Origin of the sequence: Candidatus Pantoea floridensis (assembly GCF_900215435.1) — a bacterium.
Taxonomy (GTDB): Bacteria; Pseudomonadota; Gammaproteobacteria; order Enterobacterales; family Enterobacteriaceae; genus Pantoea; species Pantoea floridensis.
In genome coordinates this window covers 1,900,686-1,921,399 of record NZ_OCMY01000001.1, presented here as the reverse complement: position 1 = coordinate 1,921,399, position 20,714 = coordinate 1,900,686, and the positions used below count along the sequence as shown (strand labels likewise).

The following is a 20,714-nucleotide window of genomic DNA, read 5'->3' as shown; positions in this document are numbered from 1 at the left end:
GGCGGAAATGCTAATTTGCTATAGTGATAAGTTCGCACACCAAGCAAATGGAGCACCTTGTGACCACCGCCCAACTTCCCGCACCGACCCACACGCTGCGACTCTCCGGCCAAAATACCGAACAAAAAAGAGCCGAACTGCTAACGTACTTCACCCAAACCTGGGAACTGTATGAAAGCCTGTTTGATTGTCTGGCCGACGAACGCGCCTGGTTTAATAAAGCCATTTCGCTGCGTCATCCGCTGATCTTCTACTTTGGCCACACTGCGACCTTCTACATTAACAAGCTGATGGCCGGACGCTATCTCGATCAACGCGTCGACGATCGTATTGAGGCGATGATGGCGATCGGCGTGGATGAGATGAGCTGGGACGATCTCAACGACAACCATTACGACTGGCCAACTATCGCTGAAGTCCGCGACTATCGCGGCAAAGTAAAAAGTCTGGTGAGCGAGTTCATTCGCACCATGCCGTTGGCGCTGCCCATCGATTGGGAAAGCCCGGCGTGGGTGGTTTTGATGGGGATCGAGCACGAACGTATTCATCTGGAAACCTCCAGCGTGCTGATGCGCCAGTTGCCCATCGAGTGGGTAAAAGCGCAACCACACTGGCCGGTTTGCCCGCAGGCGCGTCACGATCGTCAATCTGTGCCAGCCAATACGCTGGTCGCCATGCCCGGGGGTCGCGTGCAGCAGGGCAAAACAGACGACACTTACGGCTGGGATAATGAATATGGCAGCCAGCAGACAGAACTGAAGCCGTTTAAGGCCAGTAAAATGCTGGTGAGCAATGCCGAGTTTTACCGCTTTATCGCGGCGGATGGCTATAACGATCGCCGCTGGTGGGATGATGAAGGCTGGGGCTGGCGCGAATTCTCCGGCGCGCAAATGCCGACGTTTTGGATCGGGGACGAAAAGCAACCCGATCAGCTAAAGCTGCGCTTGCTGGCTGAGGAAGTCGCGATGCCCTGGGACTGGCCAGCGGAGGTGAATCAGCTGGAAGCCGCTGCGTTCTGTCGCTGGCTGGCTGAAGAGACCGGTAAATCCGTGCAACTCCCCTGTGAAGCGGAATGGGCGCAGCTACGTGAACAGGTAAGCGGCGACCAGCCGGATTGGATTGACGCGCCAGGCAATATCAATCTGGCGTATTGGGCTTCGTCCAGCCCGGTCGATCGCTTTGCTCAGGGCGAGTTCTACGACATTGTCGGCAACGTATGGCAGTGGACCACCACGCCGACCAACGGCTTCGAAGGTTTTAAAGTCCACCCGCTCTACGATGATTTCTCCACGCCGACCTTTGATGGCAAACATGCGCTAATTAAAGGCGGCAGCTGGATTTCTACCGGCAACGAAGCGCTGAAATCCGCACGCTACGCTTTCCGCCGTCACTTCTTCCAGCACGCCGGTTTCCGCTATGTGGTTTCATCACATGAAGAAACGATGGCGCTCAATCCTTATGAAACGGATAGCATGGTGTCGCAATACCTCGATTTCCAGTACGGTCCGAGTTACTACGGCGTGCCCAACTACGCGGCTGCGCTGGTGGAAAAATTGCTGCCGCATTGCCAGGAGCGTGGCCAGGCGCTGGATATCGGTTGTGCCACCGGACGCGCCAGTTTCGAGCTGGCGCGCCATTTTGATGCAGTAACTGGGATGGATTACTCGGCGCGCTTTATTGATGTCGCGCTACAGCTGACATCGGGAGAAGATTTCCGCTACGTGGTGCCAGAAGAAGGCGAGCTGGTGGAGTATCGGCAGGTACGGCTGAAAGAGTTTGGTCTTGAGGCTCAGCAAGCGCAGCGTATCCAGTTTGTGCAGGGCGATGCCTGTAACCTGAAGCCACAGCCGGATCGTTACGATCTGGTACTCGCTTCCAACCTGATTGATCGTCTGCGTCAGCCCAAACGCTTCCTGCAGGATGTTACGCCGATGATCCGTTCCGGCGGCTTGCTGGTGCTGTCGTCACCTTATACCTGGCTGGAGGAATTCACCCCGAAAGAAAACTGGCTGGGTGGTGTGCGCGAGAATGGCGAAGCACTCACCACTTACCAGGCGTTGCAACGCGTATTACGTGACGCGTTTGATGAAATCGCACCGCCGCAGGATATCCCCTTTGTTATCCGCGAGACGGCGCGCAAATTCCAGCATACACAGGCGCAAGTGACCTTCTGGCGCAAGCGCTAATAAAGCGTGCAGACAACGGCATGGCTGTTGTCTGCACCTTGCCTGCACCGCTAATTTGCTGCACATTCTCCTCTATTCATAGAAGAAGAACTCAACGAGGATGGACAATGGCGGAAAACCTTCAGCTGGATAACCTGGATCGCGGCATTTTGAATGCGCTGCTGCAAAATGCGCGTACCGCTTATGCCGAACTCGCTAAACAATTCAACGTGAGCCCGGGCACCATTCATGTTCGCGTGGAAAAAATGCGTCAGGCGGGGATTATTTTAGGCACCCGCGTGGAGATTGATCCGCGCCAGCTTGGCTTCGATGTGTGCTGCTTTATCGGCATTATCCTGAAGAGCGCACGTGATTATCCGGCGGCGCTTAGTAAGCTGGAAGCCTTAGATGAAGTCGTTGAGGCCTGGTACACCACCGGCCATTACAGCATTTTTATCAAAGTGATGTGTCGATCAATCGACGCGCTGCAGCAGGTGTTGATCAACAAGATCCAGACTATCGACGAAATTCAGTCCACCGAAACCCTGATCTCACTGCAAAACCCCATCATGCGCACCATTAAGCCGTGATCCCCATCTAAACTGTGCACAAACTTATCCCCGGCAGATCGCGCGTACAGCGTGACTTGCCGCCTGATGCTTTCTACTATTAACCCTGTTTTCCACAGGTGGATCACGGCTTGATCACAGCGTACAATGCTCGCCTTTAGTGCGGGAGAGCATCATGGCCGATATTACGTTAATCAGTGGAAGTACCCTTGGCAGCGCCGAATATGTTGCTGAACATCTGGAAGAAAAACTGCAGGAAGCGGGCTTCTCAACCGAGGTGCTGCATGGGCCTGAGCTCGATGAGCTGCAGCAGGAAGGCATCTGGCTGATTGTGACCTCCACGCACGGTGCCGGTGAACTCCCCGACAACTTGCTTCCTTTATATGAAGCATTGCAGGAGACGCAACCGGATCTTTCCGGCTTACGTTATGGTGCAGTCGGCATCGGCAACCACGAATACGATCTTTTCTGTGGCGCGATCAAGCTGCTGGAAGAGCAGTTGAACCAATTGGGTGCCAAACGCATCGGCGATCGCCTTGAGATCGACGTGCTTGAGCATGAGATCCCGGAAGACGCGGCTGAAGTGTGGGTGTCCACATGGAAAACCCAGATTTAAACGATCTTTGCCGGCCGGGGATCGGGTAAATAGAACGATCCACAGTTTATTGCGCTGTTTTTTTGCTTTAAACACGCGATCAGCTGTGGATAACATAGCCTGATTCATGCGTATAACCGGTAGTTATCCCAATAACAACCACTGTTTCTTTTTTAGGCTGTGTATAAGTAGCTGTTTTGATCCCAGCTTATACGGATCAGGATCACCGATCATTCACAGCAAACAATCCTCTCTAATACGCTGTTAAATCGTGGCTTTTCCGGGTTATCAACAGCCTGGTGCGATCCTAATAGTAGATCTAACAGAGAGATCATATAAAAGAATAAAGATCCTTTCTTTTAAACCTCAGGATCCCGCGACTTTCGCCGCCGAGATAATTTCAGTAGAATCCACCGCCCAGGGCAACGATCCCTGTCCGAACACTAACGAGGACCCACTTCATGTTTTATCCAGATCCTTTTGACGTCATCGTAATCGGTGGTGGTCATGCGGGCACCGAGGCCGCGATGGCCGCCGCCCGAATGGGTCAGCAAACCCTGTTACTCACCCATAACATTGATACGCTTGGACAAATGTCCTGTAACCCGGCGATCGGTGGCATCGGGAAAGGACATCTGGTGAAGGAAGTGGATGCCTTAGGCGGTTTGATGGCCACGGCAATTGACCAGGCTGGCATCCAGTTTAGGATACTAAACGCCAGTAAAGGCCCAGCAGTACGCGCTACGCGCGCTCAGGCTGATCGCGTACTGTATCGCCAGGCGGTACGCACTGCGCTGGAGAACCAGCCAAATTTGATGATCTTTCAGCAGGCAGTTGACGATCTGATTGTGGAAAACGATCGCGTCGTCGGTGCTGTGACACAGATGGGTTTGAAATTCCGCGCCAAAACCGTGGTACTGACCGTCGGGACGTTCCTTGATGGCAAAATCCACATTGGCCTGGATAACTACAGCGGTGGACGAGCGGGCGATCCGCCATCAATTCCATTGGCGAAACGTCTGCGTGCACTGCCGCTGCGCGTGAACCGTCTGAAAACCGGTACGCCACCGCGCATTGATGCGCGCTCGATTGATTTTTCAGTACTGGCTCCGCAGCACGGTGATAACCCGATGCCGGTGTTCTCGTTCATGGGCAAAGTCTCACAGCATCCACAGCAGGTGCCGTGCTGGATTACCTCCACCAACGAACAGACCCATGACGTGATCCGCAATAACCTTGATCGTAGCCCGATGTATGCCGGGATCATCGAAGGCATTGGTCCACGTTACTGCCCGTCGATCGAAGATAAAGTGATGCGCTTTGCCGATCGTAACGCGCACCAGATCTTCCTCGAGCCGGAAGGTCTCACCAGCAATGAAATTTACCCAAATGGCATCTCCACCAGCCTGCCATTTGACGTTCAAATGCAGATCGTCCGCTCCATGAAGGGCCTTGAAAACGCGAAGATCGTGCGTCCGGGTTATGCCATTGAGTATGATTTCTTCGATCCTCGCGATCTAAAACCAACGCTGGAAAGTAAATTTATCCACGGCTTGTTCTTTGCCGGTCAGATCAACGGCACCACAGGCTACGAAGAAGCGGCGGCGCAAGGTCTGCTAGCCGGCCTCAATGCGGCGCGTTCTTCTGCAGACAAAGAGGGCTGGGCGCCACGGCGCGATCAGGCTTATCTCGGTGTTTTGGTCGATGACCTCTGCACATTGGGTACCAAAGAGCCGTACCGCATGTTCACCTCGCGCGCCGAATATCGTTTGATGCTGCGTGAAGATAACGCCGATCTGCGTTTGACAGAGACAGGCCGTGAACTCGGTTTGGTTGATGATGCTCGCTGGGCACGTTACAACCAAAAACTGGAAGCGATTGAGCAAGAGCGTCAACGCTTGCGCGATCTGTGGGTGCACCCAAAATCAGATCACGTGGCGGAGGTAAACACGGTGATCAGTGCACCGCTTACCAAAGAAGCCAGCGGTGAAGATTTACTGCGCCGTCCAGAAATGACCTATCCGCTGCTTACCTCGCTGGCAAGCTATGGCCCGGCGCTCGCTGATGAGCAAGCCGCCGAGCAGGTTGAAATTCAGGTGAAGTACGAAGGCTACATTGCACGCCAGCAGGAAGAGATTGATCGCCAGCAGCGCAATGAAAATACCTTGTTGCCTGTGGATCTCGATTATCGGCAGGTTAATGGTCTGTCGAATGAAGTGATTGCCAAGCTTAACGATCACAAACCCACCTCCATCGGCCAGGCTTCTCGTATTTCGGGCATTACGCCTGCGGCGATCTCGATTCTGCTGATCTACCTGAAAAAACAGGGCCTGCTGCGTAAAAGCGCCTGATAGACTTCGGGGCGAGGTACCTCGCCCCCGTTAATGGAATTCTCGTCGTGATTAACAAACTCTCCTCGCTGCTGAAAGCGGCAAACATTTCCCTTACCGATCAACAAAAACAGCAGTTGGTTGGCTATGTTGAGCTGCTGCATAAATGGAACAAGGCCTATAACCTGACATCGGTGCGCGATCCGCAGCAGATGCTAGTACGGCATATCCTCGATAGCGTGGTGGTTGAGCCGCATCTGCAGGGCGATCGCTTTATTGACGTTGGCACCGGGCCTGGCTTACCGGGTATTCCGCTGGCCATTGTACGTCCGCAGTCGCATTTCACACTGCTTGATAGCCTTGGCAAACGCGTGCGTTTCCTGCGCCAGGTACAGCATGAGTTAGGACTTACTAACGTTACGCCCGTGCAAAGCCGCGTGGAGGAGTTCCCATCCGAGCCGCCGTTCGATGGCGTTATAAGCCGTGCTTTCGCCTCACTGGAAGATATGCTGAACTGGTGCCATCATTTGCCGGGTCGTGAAGGACGTTTTTATGCCTTGAAGGGGGTACGTCCGGATGATGAGATATCAGCCTTGCCTGCTGGTTTTATTGTGGAGAAAATTCAACCGCTGCAGGTGCCGGAACTGGACGGTGAACGGCATTTAGTCGTGATTAGCCGAAAATAGCCTTTTCAACGGTATGGATTTAGGTCAATCCATGCCGTTTGCTTTCGTGATGAAATTGAATGAAAAAGCAGCGATTGAACACTTTGGGATAAAAGCATTTATTCGGTGGGGCATGGTAAGCAAGTTAACATTCATCCCGGAAATTATCCGAAAAGTCCTGTTACATTTAACGATTAATTCACATTTCATTATCACTTAGATCACGTTATGGCGTGTATTTACGCACTCAAATAATCACTGTGGAAAATATAACTCTGCAATAAATCGGCGTGCGTAATATCAGTTTTACGTTTTTATTGCAGGACATGATGTCAATAGAGTGTTTTTATCGATAATCAATGATATGTAGTTTCCGGATAATTATAATCTATTGATAAATAATTAATTTATTGGGTTGTGAAATGTTAATTTTCATAACTTAAACAAATTCACATCGCCATTCCTTGTTTATTATGTGATCTAAAGCACGCTTTAAAAGCAAGTCGGAAGGGCAATTTCAGATTTTTATCGAACCCTGCTCGCCAGGCGATGTTTTCAAAAATAGCGCTCCAGAAAGAAATTTAAATAATTGTTCACCTTTTCGCTACTTACCGATTGAAATCGCAGGTGGCGCCCGTATAATTTGCACGGCTTTTGCTGCTTGACTCAAATGAGTAAAGGCAGTCTTATACGACACGCGACATACCCCGTTCGGGGCAGGAGAGTTCAGCGTCATGTCAGTGTCTCTTTACAGTGTGAAATTAGCCCGGGCCGTGCTGATCATTCAGCTGGTGACCTTTGTCATCATCGGTGCGCTCTTTACCCTGAAAGAGGTCTCCTGGGGCGCCTCTGCCATCGCCGGTGGAGCGGCAGCCTGGCTGCCGAACGTGTTGTTTATGTTTTTAGCCTGGCGCCTGCAGGATCAAACGCCTGCGAAAGGCCGTGTTGCCTGGAGCTTCGCCCTCGGTGAAGTGTTGAAGGTGTTCACAACGGTCATTTTTCTCGCGGTGGCGTTGGGTGTGTTTGGTGCGGTCTTCTGGCCGCTCGCAATCACGTGGTTATCGGTGCTGGTGGTGCAGATCGTCGCGCCGGCTGTAATTAACAACAAAGGGTAAGAGGCATCATGGCTGCTGGAGAAATCTCTACTCCGCAAGAATACATAGGTCACCACCTGAATAACCTTCAGTTGGACCTGCGTACTTTCGAGTTGGTGAATCCGCACGACGCTCCCGCGACGTTCTGGGTAATAAATATCGATTCCATGTTTTTCTCTGTGGTGCTGGGACTGATTTTCCTGGTGTTGTTCCGCAAAGTAGCTAAAAGCGCTACCAGCGGTGTTCCAGGGAAATTACAAGCGGCTATCGAACTGGTTGTCGGCTTCGTTGATAACAACGTGCGTGACATGTACCACGGTAAAAGCAAACTTATCGCCCCGCTGGCTCTGACGATTTTCGTTTGGGTCTTCCTGATGAACTTCATGGATCTGCTGCCTATCGATTTGCTGCCGTTTATCGGCGAGCACTATTTAGGTTTGCCGGCGCTGCGCGTCGTGCCATCTGCAGACGTGAACATCACGCTGTCTATGGCGCTGGGCGTATTTATTTTGATTCTGTTCTACAGCATCAAAATGAAAGGCATTGGCGGCTTCACCAAAGAGTTGACGCTGCAGCCTTTTAATCACCCGATCTTCATCCCCATTAACCTGATTCTTGAAGGTGTTAGCCTGCTGTCCAAGCCAGTATCACTGGGTCTGCGACTGTTCGGTAACATGTATGCGGGTGAGCTGATCTTTATCCTGATTGCCGGCCTGCTGCCGTGGTGGTCGCAGTGGTTGTTGAATGTGCCATGGGCCATTTTCCACATCCTGATCATTTCGCTGCAGGCTTTCATTTTCATGGTCCTCACGATCGTCTATCTGTCGATGGCATCTGAAGAACATTGATTTTTATCTCAACACTTAAGCTTTTAACTGAAACAAACTGGAGACTGTCATGGAAAACCTGAATATGGATCTGCTGTACATGGCTGCCGCTGTGATGATGGGCCTGGCGGCAATCGGTGCTGCGATCGGTATCGGCATCCTCGGAGGTAAATTCCTGGAAGGCGCCGCGCGTCAACCGGATCTGATCCCTCTGCTGCGTACGCAGTTCTTTGTTGTAATGGGTCTGGTGGATGCTATCCCGATGATCGCTGTAGGTCTGGGTCTCTACGTGATGTTTGCTGTCGCTTAAACCTGGTAGCCTTGTTCACTCATGGCACCTGGTGTGATGAGGGACGGATTCTGCCGTTTATCGCTGATAGCGGCAGAGCAAGTTAACTTAATAAGAGGCATTGTGCTGTGAACATTAATGCAACAATCCTCGGCCAGGCCATCGCGTTCATTCTGTTTGTCGCGTTTTGCATGAAGTACGTATGGCCGCCGATTATGGCTGCCATCGAAAAGCGCCAGAAAGAAATTGCTGAAGGCCTTGCTTCTGCTGAGCGCGCGAAGAAAGATTTAGATCTCGCGCAGGCCAATGCGACCGACCAGCTGAAAAAAGCCAAAGAAGACGCTCAGGTCATTATCGAGCAGGCGAACAAACGCCGTGCCCAGATTCTGGACGAAGCGAAAACTGAAGCTGAGACTGAACGTAACCGCATCGTGGCACAGGCGCAGGCAGAAATTGAAGCCGAGCGTTCACGTGTCCGTGAAGAGCTGCGTAAGCAAGTCGCGTTGCTGGCATTAGCTGGCGCCGAGAAAATCATCGAACGTTCCGTGGATGAAGCTGCTAACAGCGACATCGTTGATAAACTGGTCGCTGAACTGTAAGGAGGGAGGGGCTGATGTCTGATCTTATTACTGTAGCTCGCCCCTACGCCAAAGCAGCTTTTGACTTTGCTGTTGAGCATCAAAGCATCGATCGCTGGCAATCAATGCTGGCGTTTGCCGCAGAAGTGGCTCGCAACGAACAGATCGCAGATCTTCTTTCCGGTGCGCTTGCACCGGAAGCGTTATCTGCTTCTTTCATTGCAGTTTGTGGCGATCAACTTGATGAAAACGCCCAGAACCTGATTAAGGTAATGGCCGAAAACGGACGTTTGACAGCGCTTCCAGCGGTACTGGAACAGTACATTCAACTGCGTGACGCTTATGAAGCGACAGCCGAAGTTGATGTGATTTCTGCCAGTACGCTGAGTGACAGTCAGCTGACTAAAATCAGCGCCGCGATGGAAAAACGTCTGTCACGTAAAGTTAAGCTGAATTGCAAAATTGATAAGTCTGTAATGGCAGGTGTGGTTATCCGTGCGGGTGACCTGGTCATTGATGGCAGCGTACGCGGCCGTCTTGATCGTCTGGCAGACGTCTTGCAGTCTTAAGGGGACTGGAGCATATGCAACTGAATTCCACCGAAATCAGCGAACTGATCAAGCAGCGCATTGCTCAGTTCAATGTCGTGAGTGAAGCTCACAACGAAGGTACTATTGTTTCTGTAAGTGACGGTATCATCCGCGTACACGGCCTGGCCGATGTGATGCAGGGTGAGATGATTGCCCTGCCGGGCAACCGTTACGCTATCGCACTGAACCTCGAGCGTGACTCGGTTGGTGCAGTAGTGATGGGCCCGTATGCTGACCTCGCGGAAGGCATGAAAGTGAAATGTACGGGTCGTATTTTAGAAGTTCCTGTTGGCCGTGGCCTGCTGGGCCGTGTGGTGAACACCTTGGGTGCACCGATCGACGGTAAAGGCGCAATCGACAACGACGGCTTCTCGCCGGTTGAAGTGATTGCACCAGGCGTTATCGACCGTCAGTCAGTAGACCAGCCTGTTCAGACCGGTTACAAATCTGTCGATGCGATGATTCCAATCGGCCGTGGCCAGCGTGAGCTGATCATCGGTGACCGTCAGACCGGTAAAACCGCAATGGCAATCGACGCCATCATCAACCAGCGCGATTCAGGCATCAAGTGTGTCTACGTTGCGATTGGCCAGAAAGCGTCAACCATTTCTAACGTGGTTCGCAAACTGGAAGAGCACGGCGCGCTGGCTAACACCATCGTCGTTGTCGCTTCTGCTTCTGAATCTGCAGCGCTGCAGTACCTGTCACCGTACGCCGGTTGTGCGATGGGTGAGTACTTCCGTGACCGCGGTGAAGATGCACTGATCGTGTACGATGACCTGTCTAAGCAGGCTGTTGCTTACCGTCAGATTTCTCTGCTGCTGCGCCGTCCACCAGGTCGTGAAGCCTTCCCTGGCGACGTGTTCTATCTCCACTCTCGTCTGCTGGAGCGTGCATCACGCGTTAGCGCTGACTACGTTGAGCGCTTCACCAACGGTGAAGTGAAAGGCCAGACCGGTTCATTGACCGCACTGCCAATCATCGAAACTCAGGCGGGTGACGTTTCCGCGTTCGTTCCGACCAACGTAATCTCGATTACCGATGGTCAGATCTTCCTGGAATCGAACCTGTTCAACTCCGGTATTCGTCCAGCCGTTAACCCGGGTATCTCGGTATCCCGTGTTGGTGGTGCTGCACAGACCAAGATCATCAAGAAGCTGTCCGGTGGTATCCGTACCGCATTGGCACAGTATCGTGAACTGGCGGCGTTCTCTCAGTTCGCTTCCGATCTGGACGATGCAACGCGTAAACAGCTGAGCCACGGTCAGAAAGTGACCGAGCTGCTGAAACAGAAACAGTATGCGCCGATGTCAGTCGCGCAACAGGGTCTGGTGCTGTTTGCTGCTGAGCGCGGCTATCTGAACGACGTTGAACTGGCGAAAATCGGCAGCTTCGAAGCCGCTCTGCTGGCGTTCGCGGATCGCGATCACGCTGAGCTGATGGCTGAAATCAACCAAGCGGGTAACTTCAATAACGAAATCGAAGAGAAGCTGAAAGGCGTCCTCGAAACGTTTAAAGCAACCCAGTCCTGGTAATGTCTGGCGGCTTGTCTGAAAAGGCAGGCCGCAAGGCTTTGAGGAGAAGCTAATGGCCGGCGCAAAAGAAATACGTAGTAAGATCGGCAGCGTAAAAAATACGCAGAAGATCACCAAAGCGATGGAAATGGTCGCCGCCTCCAAAATGCGTAAAACGCAGGAACGCATGGCGGCCAGCCGTCCGTATGCAGATACCATGCGCAAAGTGATTGGTCACCTTGCACTGGGTAATCTGGAATACAAGCACCCTTACCTGGATGAGCGCGACGTTAAGCGCGTCGGCTACCTGGTCGTTTCGACTGACCGCGGGCTTTGTGGTGGTTTGAACATTAACCTGTTCAAAAAATTGCTGGCAGATATGAAGAGCTGGTCTGATAAAGGCGTGCAGAGCGATCTGGCGATTATCGGTTCTAAAGGCAATTCATTCTTCGGCTCTGTAGGTGGCAACATCGTGGCTCAGGTCACCGGTATGGGCGATAAGCCTGCACTGTCTGATTTGATTGGTCCGGTAAAAGTGATGTTGCAGGCCTATGATGAAGGTCGCATCGACAAGCTGTATATCGTTGGCAACAAGTTTAATAACACCATGTCTCAGACTCCGACCATTACCCAACTGCTGCCGTTACCGCCAGCGGAAGGTGAAGAAGAGATGAAGGCGAAGACCTGGGATTACCTGTACGAACCCGATCCGAAAGCGCTGCTGGATACCCTGCTGCGCCGTTATGTCGAATCGCAGGTTTATCAGGGTGTGGTGGAAAACCTGGCCAGTGAGCAGGCCGCACGTATGGTGGCGATGAAAGCTGCAACCGATAACGGCGGAAACCTGATCAAAGAGCTGCAGTTGGTTTACAACAAAGCTCGTCAGGCCAGCATCACCCAGGAACTTACCGAGATCGTCTCGGGAGCCTCCGCGGTTTAACCAGGCATATATCCTGTCGCGCGAGCGCGGCTGGGTATTTTCGTATTAGGTAGAGGATTCAAGATGGCAGCTGGAAAGATTGTCCAGATTATCGGCGCCGTAGTTGACGTCGAATTCCCTCAGGACGCGGTACCGCAGGTATATAGCGCTCTCGAGGTGAAAAATGGTGATGCTCGTCTGGTGCTGGAAGTTCAGCAGCAGCTGGGTGGTGGCGTGGTTCGTACCATCGCCATGGGTACTTCTGACGGCCTGAAGCGCGGTCTGGAAGTCACTGACCTGAAAAAACCTATCCAGGTTCCGGTTGGTAAAGCAACCCTCGGCCGTATCATGAACGTATTGGGTGAGCCAATCGACATGAAAGGCGACCTGCAGAATGACGATGGCAGCGCATTAGAGGTTTCCTCTATTCACCGCGCAGCACCTTCATATGAAGATCAGTCTAACTCCCAGGAACTGCTGGAAACCGGCATCAAGGTAATCGACCTGATGTGTCCGTTCGCTAAGGGCGGTAAAGTCGGTCTGTTCGGTGGTGCGGGTGTAGGTAAAACCGTAAACATGATGGAGCTGATCCGTAACATCGCGGCTGAGCACTCAGGTTACTCGGTATTTGCTGGTGTGGGTGAGCGTACTCGTGAGGGTAACGACTTCTACCACGAAATGACTGACTCCAACGTTATCGATAAAGTAGCGCTGGTGTATGGCCAGATGAACGAGCCGCCGGGTAACCGTCTGCGCGTAGCACTGACCGGCTTGACCATGGCGGAAAAATTCCGTGATGAAGGCCGTGACGTTCTGCTGTTCATCGACAACATCTATCGTTACACCCTGGCCGGTACTGAAGTATCAGCACTGCTGGGTCGTATGCCATCTGCGGTAGGTTATCAGCCGACGCTGGCAGAAGAGATGGGTGTGTTGCAGGAGCGTATTACCTCTACCAAGACCGGTTCAATCACCTCTGTACAGGCCGTTTACGTTCCTGCGGATGACTTGACTGACCCGTCACCAGCAACCACCTTTGCTCACTTAGACTCAACCGTTACGCTGAGCCGTCAGATCGCCTCTCTGGGTATCTACCCAGCCGTTGACCCGCTGGATTCTACCAGCCGTCAGCTGGATCCGCTGATCGTGGGTCAGGAGCACTATGATGTTGCGCGTGGCGTGCAGTCTCTGCTGCAGCGTTACCAGGAACTGAAAGACATCATCGCCATCCTTGGTATGGACGAGCTGTCTGAAGAAGACAAACTGTTGGTGGCACGTGCGCGTAAAATTCAGCGCTTCCTGTCTCAGCCGTTCTTCGTTGCTGAAGTCTTCACTGGTTCTCCAGGTAAGTACGTTACCCTGAAAGACACTATTCGTGGCTTCAAAGGCATCATGGAAGGCGAATTCGACCACCTGCCAGAGCAGGCGTTCTACATGGTCGGCGCTATCGAAGAAGCCGTAGAAAAAGCGAAGAAACTGTAATTTCGGTTTCCCAGGAGGAATGGTATGGCTATGACTTATCATCTGGACGTGGTCAGTGCGGAGCAACAAATGTTCTCCGGTCTGGTGGAGCGCATCCAGGTGTCAGGTAGCGAAGGTGAGCTGGGTATTCGCCCGGGCCACGCCCCGCTGCTGACAGCCATCAAGCCTGGTATGATTCACATCGTGAAACAGCACGGCGAAGAGGAGTATATCTACCTCTCTGGCGGCGTGCTGGAAGTACAACCTGGCAGCACCACCGTTTTGGCTGACACCGCGATTCGCGGCGAAGACCTCGACGAAGCGCGCGCGCAGGAAGCGAAACGTAAAGCGGAAGAGCACATGAACAGCAGCCACGGCGACGTGGATTATGCTCAGGCTTCTGCGGAGCTGGCGAAAGCCATCGCAAAACTGCGTGTTATCGAGCTGACCAAAAAAGCGATGTAATCAGGCTTTATGCGTCACGAAATGCCAGCCCATTGGGTTGGCATTTTTTTTGCCCAAAATTTGCCGTTGCGCTTTAACCCCGGCTAATTTCGACCCGAGAAAAATGTAGTAATCTCAGGGCTAAACCTTACACTTTCGAAAGTTAAATTCAGTCAGGATAGTTATGTCTACAAACGCGATGAGTGTGGTGATCTTAGCCGCTGGCAAAGGCACCCGAATGTATTCCGATCTGCCCAAAGTTCTGCACACCCTTGCAGGTAAACCAATGGTTCAGCACGTGATTGATGCCGCAACCGGTTTGGGCGCTCAACACATCCATCTGGTGTATGGTCACGGCGGCGATTTACTCAAATCTGCGCTTGCGGATAACGCACTTAATTGGGTGCTGCAGGCTGAACAGCTCGGTACCGGGCACGCAATGCAGCAGGCAGCCCCCTTCTTTGCTGATGATGAAGATATCCTGATGTTGTACGGCGACGTGCCGCTGATCTCGCAAGAGAGCTTGCAGCGTCTGCGCGCGGCTAAACCGGCGGGTGGCATTGGCTTACTTACGGTGGTTCTGGATAACCCAACCGGCTATGGCCGCATCGTGCGTGAAAACGGCACGGTGACCGGCATTATCGAGCAGAAAGATGCGTCGGCAGAACAGCTAAAAATCCAGGAAATTAACACCGGTATCCTGATTGCCAACGGCAGCGACCTCAAGCGCTGGCTGGCGCAGCTCAACAATAACAATGTGCAGGGCGAATTCTATATCACCGATATCATTGCCATGGCGCACCGGGAAGGTCGCGTTATCAATGCGGTGCACCCAGCGCGCATCAGTGAAACCGACGGCGTGAATAATCGGCTGCAGCTGGCAACACTTGAGCGCGTTTACCAAAGCGAGCAGGCGGAAAGGCTGCTGCTGGCGGGTGTCATGCTGCGCGATCCGGCGCGTTTCGATCTGCGCGGTGCGCTGCAACACGGGCGGGATGTGGAGATTGACACCAACGTGATTGTTGAAGGCAACGTTACGCTCGGCAACCGGGTGAAAATCGGCGCGGGCTGCATCATCAAAAACAGCGTGATTGCGGATGACTGTGAAATCAGCCCCTATTCGGTGATCGAGGATGCCACCTTAGCCGCCGGCTGTACGGTTGGTCCGTTCGCGCGTCTGCGTCCGGGCAGCGAGTTAGCTGAAGAGGCGCACGTGGGTAACTTCGTGGAGATGAAGAAAGCCACGCTGGGCAAAGGCTCAAAAGCTGGCCATCTTTCCTATCTCGGTGATGCCGAAATTGGTGCGGGCGTGAATATCGGCGCGGGCACCATTACCTGTAATTACGATGGCGCGAACAAATCCAAAACCATCATCGGCGACAACGTATTCATCGGCTCAGATACGCAGCTGATAGCGCCCGTCAGCGTGGCGAGCGGCGCGACCATTGCCGCGGGTACTACCATCATGAAGGATGTGACGGCCGCTGACCTGGTTTATAACCGTAAAGAGCAGAATCACAAGTCTGGCTGGCAGCGCCCGGTGAAGAAGAAATAAATTAAGGGCCGGCAACGATCGGCTCGTTAGCAGTGCCATAAAAACTATCCCCACTCTCTACAAGGCTCGGGGAAATCAGGTCAGATGACAACGCAATGGCCAAAAGCCATGAAGTCAGGAAATTACTATGTGTGGAATTGTTGGTGCAGTAGCGCAGCGTGACATCGCAGAAATTCTGCTGGAAGGTTTGCGTCGTCTTGAGTATCGCGGGTATGACTCTGCCGGGCTGGCGGTGGTTGATCGTCAGGGCCATATGACGCGTCTGCGTCGTTTAGGCAAAGTACAGAACCTGGCGGAAGCGGCAGAACAGCAGCCGCTGATTGGCGGCACGGGGATCACACACACGCGTTGGGCGACCCACGGTGAACCCTCGGAAGCCAATGCGCATCCGCATATTTCTGAGCACATCATCATCGTGCACAACGGTATTATTGAGAACCATGAGCCGCTGCGCGCCCAGTTGCTTGAGCGCGGCTACCACTTTGCATCGGAAACCGACACCGAAGTGGTGGCGCATCTGGTGCATTGGGAGCAGAAGCAGGGCGGCACGCTGCGTGAAGTGGTGCTGCGCGTGATCCCGCAGCTGCGCGGCGCTTATGGCATGGTAATCATGGACAGCCGCGATCCTACGGTGCTGGTGGCGGCGCGTTCCGGTAGCCCGCTGGTGATTGGTCGTGGCGTGGGCGAAAACTTTATCGCTTCCGATCAGCTGGCCTTGCTGCCGGTGACGCGCCGCTTCGTTTATCTGGAAGAGGGGGATATCGCTGAGATTACCCGCCGCGAAATCACCATCATCGACCGCGCTGGCAAGCCGGCTAAACGCGCTGAAATCGAATCCACTGCGCAGTACGATGCCGGTGATAAAGGCATCTATCGTCACTACATGCAGAAAGAGATTTATGAGCAGCCGAACGCGATTAAAAACACCTTAACCGGGCGTTTTAATCACGGTGAAGTTGATCTCAGTGAGCTGGGCCCGGATGCAGAGAAATTGCTGAGCCAGGTTGAGCATATCCAGATCATCGCCTGCGGCACCTCTTACAATTCCGGCATGGTGTCGCGCTACTGGTTTGAGTCGCTGGCCAACCTGCCTTGTGATGTCGAAATCGCCTCCGAATTTCGCTATCGCAAATCAGCGGTGCGCAAAAATAGCCTGCTGATCACGCTGTCACAATCGGGTGAAACCGCCGATACGCTGGCCGCGCTGCGTCTGTCGAAAGAGCTGGGTTATCTCGGTTCGCTGGCGATCTGTAACGTGGCCGGTTCCTCGCTGGTGCGTGAGTCAGATTTGGCGCTGATGACCAAAGCCGGCACCGAAATTGGCGTCGCGTCGACCAAAGCCTTCACCACGCAGCTAGCGGTATTGCTGATGCTGGTGGCGAAACTCGGCCGTCTGCACGGCATGAAAGCCGAAACCGAGCACGAAATTGTGCACGCGCTGCAGGCATTGCCGAGCCGTATCGAGCAGATGCTGGCGCAGGATAAAGTGATCGAAAATCTCGCTGAAGGTTTCTCCGACAAACATCACGCGCTGTTCCTTGGCCGCGGCGATCAGTATCCCATCGCCATGGAAGGTGCGCTGAAGCTGAAAGAGATCTCCTACATTCACGCCGAAGCCTATGCGGCTGGTGAGCTGAAGCATGGCCCGCTGGCGTTAATTGATGCGGATATGCCGGTGATCGTGGTGGCGCCGAACAACGAGCTGCTGGAGAAGCTGAAATCCAACATCGAAGAGGTGCGCGCGCGCGGCGGTTTGCTGTATGTGTTTGCCGACCAGGATGCCGGCTTCAGTGACAGCGATGGCATGAAAATTATCTCACTGCCGCACGTAGAAGAGGTGATTGCTCCAATCTTCTATACCGTGCCGTTACAGCTGCTTTCATATCATGTGGCGCTGATTAAAGGCACCGACGTCGATCAGCCGCGTAACCTGGCAAAATCCGTTACCGTAGAATAATCAATCATAAGAGTGGGCCCGCAACGGGCCCGCTTCATTTCTGCACGCTGTCATATAACTGTCATATTTCGTACATTTCACTGTCATCAAACTGTCCTATTTTCCCTCCAGCAGCAATCACTGACTCCTACTAAAAAGGCATTGAGCCTGATTTTTTTAAATCCCCTGGAGGGAACATGACACTGATGCGTAGCACCGTAGCCCGAATCCTCGCCGCCACCTTCGCAGTAAGCGCGGTCTCTGCTTTTGCAGCAACCGATCTGACGGGCGCAGGCGGGACATTCCCGGCACCGGTTTATGCCAAGTGGGCAGCAGAGTACCAGCAAGCCACCGGTAGCAAAATTAACTATCAGGGTATTGGTTCTTCAGGCGGCGTTAAGCAGATCATCGCAAAAACCGTCGATTTCGGTGCGTCTGATGCACCAATGAAAGATGAAGATCTGGAGAAAAACGGCCTGTTCCAGTTCCCTACCGTCATCGGTGGTGTGGTGCTGGCGGTTAACATTCCAGGCGTGAAATCAGGTGAATTAACCCTCGACGGCAAAACCGTAGGTGATATCTACCTCGGCACCATCAAAAAGTGGAACGACCCGGCGATCACTAAACTGAACCCCGGCGTGAAACTGCCCGATTCCAACATCAACGTGGTGCGCCGCGCTGACGGTTCCGGTACTTCATTCGTCTTCACCAGCTACCTGGCGAAAGTGAACGAAGAGTGGAACAGCAAAATCGGTAAAGGTAACACCGTTAACTGGCCAACCGGTCTGGGCGGTAAAGGTAACGATGGCGTAGCCGCCTTCGTGCAGCGTCTGCCGGGTTCGATTGGCTACGTGGAATACGCCTACGCTAAGCAGAACAACCTGACTTACACCAAACTGGTTGATGCAGATGGCAAAGCGGTAGCGCCAAGCGAGGCCAGCTTTGCTAACGCCGCGAAAGGCGCAGACTGGAGCAAATCGTTTGCCCAGGATCTGACCTTCCAGAAAGGCAACGATGCATGGCCGATCACCTCAACTACGTTCATCCTGATTTACAAAGATCAGGCTGATGCGGCGAAAGGTAGTGAAGTGCTGAAGTTCTTCGACTGGGCCTACAAAGGCGGCAGTAAAACCGCAACGTCTCTGGACTATGCCGCGCTGCCAGAGAGCGTAGCGAACCAGATTCGTGCAGCGTGGAAAGCGAACATCAAAGATAGCTCCGGTAAAGCGCTGTACAAGTAACGGATTTACCCGGCCAGCCAGCACGGTTGGCCAGCTCAATGGGCGGCATCACCTGCCGCCCTGATATCCTCCTGAGAACAGAGAATTCTATGGCTGCCACTAAGCCGACGTTCAAAGCCCCCGGTAAACAAGGCGATATGATTTTCGGCGCACTGGTCAAACTGTCTGCGCTTATCGTGTTGCTGTTGATGGGTGGCATTATCGTCTCCCTGATTTTCTCCTCCTGGCCTAGCATCCAAAAATTTGGTTTCTCCTTCCTGTGGAACAAAACCTGGGATGCGCCAAACGAACAATTTGGTGCGCTGGTGCCGATTTACGGCACCCTCGTTACCTCGATTATTGCGCTGATCATTGCCGTGCCGGTGAGTTTCGGCATTGCGCTGTTCCTGACCGAACTTGCGCCAAACTGGCTGCGTCGCCCATTGGGCACCGCCATTGAGCTGCTGGCCGCGATACCCAGCATCGTTTACGGCATGTGGGGCCTGTTTGTTTTCGCCCCGCTGTTCGCCGAATATTTCCAGACGCCAGTGGGCAATGTGTTATCGAATATCCCGATCGTTGGCGCGCTGTTCTCTGGCCCGGCATTCGGTATCGGTATTCTGGCGGCGGGCGTGATTCTCGCCATCATGATCATTCCTTACATCGCTTCGGTGATGCGTGACGTGTTTGAGCAAACGCCGGTAATGATGAAAGAGTCGGCTTACGGTATCGGCTGTACCACGTGGGAAGTGATCTGGCGCATCGTGCTGCCGTTCACCAAAAACGGCGTGATCGGCGGCGTGATGCTGGGACTGGGCCGCGCATTGGGTGAAACCATGGCGGTGACCTTTATCATCGGCAACACCTACCAGCTCGACAGCCCCTCGCTGTTTATGCCGGGCAACAGTATCACCTCCGCGCTGGCCAACGAATTCGCCGAAGCGGAATCCGGTGTGCACGTTGCGGCGCTGATGGAGCTGGGTCTGATCCTCTTCGTGATTACCTTTATCGTGCTGGCGATCTCCAAACTGATGATCCTGCGTCTGGCGAAGAGTGAAGGAGCCCGTTCATGACCGCTATTGAAGTTCAGGCTCGCGCTGAGCTGGAAGCCTCGCGCCGCAAAATGCAGGCGTGGCGCAGTACTAAAAACAAAATTGCCCTAACGCTGTCGCTGTTGACCATGGCTTTCGGCCTGTTTTGGCTGGTGTGGATTCTGTTCACTACCGTGACGCGCGGCGTCGATGGTTTAAGCTGGTCGCTGTTTACCGAATCAACTCCGCCACCGAATACAGCAGGCGGTGGCTTAGCCAATGCCTTAGTCGGCAGCGGCTTACTGATTTTCTGGTCGACGATCATCGGAACGCCACTTGGCATCATGGCCGGAATTTACCTGGCGGAATATGGGCGTAAACATTGGCTGGCGGAAGTGATTCGCTTCATCAACGATATTCTGCTGTCTGCGCCGTCGATTGTGGTCGGCCTGTTTGTTTACACCATTGTGGTGTCGCAGATGCAGCATTTCTCCGGCTGGGCGGGCGTGGTGGCGCTGGCGCTGCTGCAGATCCCGATTGTGATTCGTACCTCCGAGAACATGCTGCGTCTGGTGCCGGACAGCATGCGTGAAGCGGCTTATGCGCTCGGTACGCCGAAATGGAAGATGATCTCAGCTATCACGCTGAAAGCCTCCGTTTCCGGCATCATCACCGGTGTGCTGCTGGCCGTGGCGCGTATCGCCGGTGAAACCGCTCCGCTGCTGTTCACTGCGCTGTCGAACCAGTTCTGGAGTACCGACATGATGCAGCCGATCGCTAACCTGCCGGTCACCATCTTTAAATTCGCCATGAGCCCGTTTGCCGAATGGCAAAGCCTGGCGTGGGCGGGTGTGCTGATTATTACGCTGTGCGTGCTGCTGCTGAACATTGTGGCGCGCGTGATTTTCGCCAAGGGCAAACACTAATTTCCC

19 protein-coding genes are annotated in these 20,714 nt (G+C 53.4%); all 19 read left to right on the top strand.

Going from position 1 to position 20,714, the window contains the following annotated elements:
- The first annotated feature begins 59 nt into the window (after positions 1 to 59).
- The 19 genes from ovoA (at position 60) to pstA (ending at position 20,708) form a co-directional block, all read left to right on the top strand.
- Entirely contained in the window at positions 60 to 2,186 is a 2,127-nt protein-coding gene (gene ovoA, locus CRO19_RS08950) for a 5-histidylcysteine sulfoxide synthase (RefSeq protein ID WP_097095519.1), read from the top strand.
- A 107-nt stretch (positions 2,187 to 2,293) separates the two neighbouring features.
- Complete coding sequence (gene asnC, locus CRO19_RS08945; RefSeq protein ID WP_097095518.1) at positions 2,294 to 2,755, top strand: transcriptional regulator AsnC; 462 nt, start codon at positions 2,294 to 2,296, stop codon at positions 2,753 to 2,755.
- Between the two features lie 154 nt (positions 2,756 to 2,909).
- On the top strand, positions 2,910 to 3,350 hold the full coding sequence (gene mioC / locus CRO19_RS08940; protein ID WP_097095517.1) for an FMN-binding protein MioC: 441 nt from the start codon (positions 2,910 to 2,912) through the stop codon (positions 3,348 to 3,350).
- 440 nt (positions 3,351 to 3,790) lie between these two features.
- A complete protein-coding gene (gene mnmG, locus CRO19_RS08930) occupies positions 3,791 to 5,680 on the top strand; it encodes a tRNA uridine-5-carboxymethylaminomethyl(34) synthesis enzyme MnmG (RefSeq protein ID WP_097095516.1) in 1,890 nt (629 codons plus the stop codon).
- 47 nt (positions 5,681 to 5,727) lie between these two features.
- A complete protein-coding gene (rsmG, locus tag CRO19_RS08925; RefSeq protein WP_097095515.1) occupies positions 5,728 to 6,345 on the top strand; it encodes a 16S rRNA (guanine(527)-N(7))-methyltransferase RsmG in 618 nt (205 codons plus the stop codon).
- A gap of 713 nt (positions 6,346 to 7,058) precedes the next feature.
- Positions 7,059 to 7,439: a F0F1 ATP synthase subunit I gene (gene atpI, locus CRO19_RS08920; RefSeq protein ID WP_097095514.1), complete on the top strand. Its 381-nt coding sequence runs from the start codon at positions 7,059 to 7,061 to the stop codon at positions 7,437 to 7,439.
- 8 nt (positions 7,440 to 7,447) lie between these two features.
- A complete protein-coding gene (gene atpB / locus CRO19_RS08915) occupies positions 7,448 to 8,266 on the top strand; it encodes a F0F1 ATP synthase subunit A (RefSeq protein ID WP_097095513.1) in 819 nt (272 codons plus the stop codon).
- 49 nt (positions 8,267 to 8,315) lie between these two features.
- Complete coding sequence (gene atpE, locus CRO19_RS08910; protein WP_003849523.1) at positions 8,316 to 8,555, top strand: F0F1 ATP synthase subunit C; 240 nt, start codon at positions 8,316 to 8,318, stop codon at positions 8,553 to 8,555.
- Between the two features lie 107 nt (positions 8,556 to 8,662).
- On the top strand, positions 8,663 to 9,133 hold the full coding sequence (gene atpF / locus CRO19_RS08905; protein WP_097095512.1) for a F0F1 ATP synthase subunit B: 471 nt from the start codon (positions 8,663 to 8,665) through the stop codon (positions 9,131 to 9,133).
- 14 nt (positions 9,134 to 9,147) lie between these two features.
- Positions 9,148 to 9,681, top strand: coding sequence for a F0F1 ATP synthase subunit delta (atpH, locus tag CRO19_RS08900; RefSeq protein ID WP_097095511.1), 534 nt, complete (start codon positions 9,148 to 9,150; stop codon positions 9,679 to 9,681).
- A gap of 14 nt (positions 9,682 to 9,695) precedes the next feature.
- Positions 9,696 to 11,237, top strand: a complete 1,542-nt coding sequence (atpA, locus tag CRO19_RS08895; RefSeq protein ID WP_097095510.1) for a F0F1 ATP synthase subunit alpha — start codon at positions 9,696 to 9,698, stop codon at positions 11,235 to 11,237.
- Positions 11,238 to 11,289: 52 nt separating this feature from the next.
- A complete protein-coding gene (gene atpG, locus CRO19_RS08890; RefSeq protein WP_097095509.1) occupies positions 11,290 to 12,156 on the top strand; it encodes a F0F1 ATP synthase subunit gamma in 867 nt (288 codons plus the stop codon).
- A gap of 63 nt (positions 12,157 to 12,219) precedes the next feature.
- Complete coding sequence (atpD, locus tag CRO19_RS08885; RefSeq protein WP_007893594.1) at positions 12,220 to 13,617, top strand: F0F1 ATP synthase subunit beta; 1,398 nt, start codon at positions 12,220 to 12,222, stop codon at positions 13,615 to 13,617.
- A gap of 24 nt (positions 13,618 to 13,641) precedes the next feature.
- Entirely contained in the window at positions 13,642 to 14,061 is a 420-nt protein-coding gene (locus CRO19_RS08880) for a F0F1 ATP synthase subunit epsilon (RefSeq protein WP_097095508.1), read from the top strand.
- Positions 14,062 to 14,224: 163 nt separating this feature from the next.
- The gene (gene glmU / locus CRO19_RS08875; protein ID WP_097095507.1) at positions 14,225 to 15,595 is read left to right on the top strand and encodes a bifunctional UDP-N-acetylglucosamine diphosphorylase/glucosamine-1-phosphate N-acetyltransferase GlmU; all 1,371 of its coding nucleotides are present in this window, start codon (positions 14,225 to 14,227) and stop codon (positions 15,593 to 15,595) included.
- A 127-nt stretch (positions 15,596 to 15,722) separates the two neighbouring features.
- Positions 15,723 to 17,552 carry a glutamine--fructose-6-phosphate transaminase (isomerizing) gene (glmS, locus tag CRO19_RS08870; protein ID WP_097095506.1) on the top strand — a complete coding sequence of 610 codons (1,830 nt, stop codon included), beginning with the start codon at positions 15,723 to 15,725 and terminating at the stop codon, positions 17,550 to 17,552.
- Positions 17,553 to 17,728: 176 nt separating this feature from the next.
- Positions 17,729 to 18,772: a phosphate ABC transporter substrate-binding protein PstS gene (gene pstS / locus CRO19_RS08865; RefSeq protein ID WP_097095505.1), complete on the top strand. Its 1,044-nt coding sequence runs from the start codon at positions 17,729 to 17,731 to the stop codon at positions 18,770 to 18,772.
- A gap of 89 nt (positions 18,773 to 18,861) precedes the next feature.
- On the top strand, positions 18,862 to 19,824 hold the full coding sequence (pstC, locus tag CRO19_RS08860; RefSeq protein ID WP_097095504.1) for a phosphate ABC transporter permease PstC: 963 nt from the start codon (positions 18,862 to 18,864) through the stop codon (positions 19,822 to 19,824).
- Positions 19,821 to 20,708: a phosphate ABC transporter permease PstA gene (gene pstA, locus CRO19_RS08855; RefSeq protein ID WP_097095503.1), complete on the top strand. Its 888-nt coding sequence runs from the start codon at positions 19,821 to 19,823 to the stop codon at positions 20,706 to 20,708. Before pstC ends, pstA begins: the two co-directional genes overlap by 4 nt.
- Positions 20,709 to 20,714: the final 6 nt, after the last annotated feature.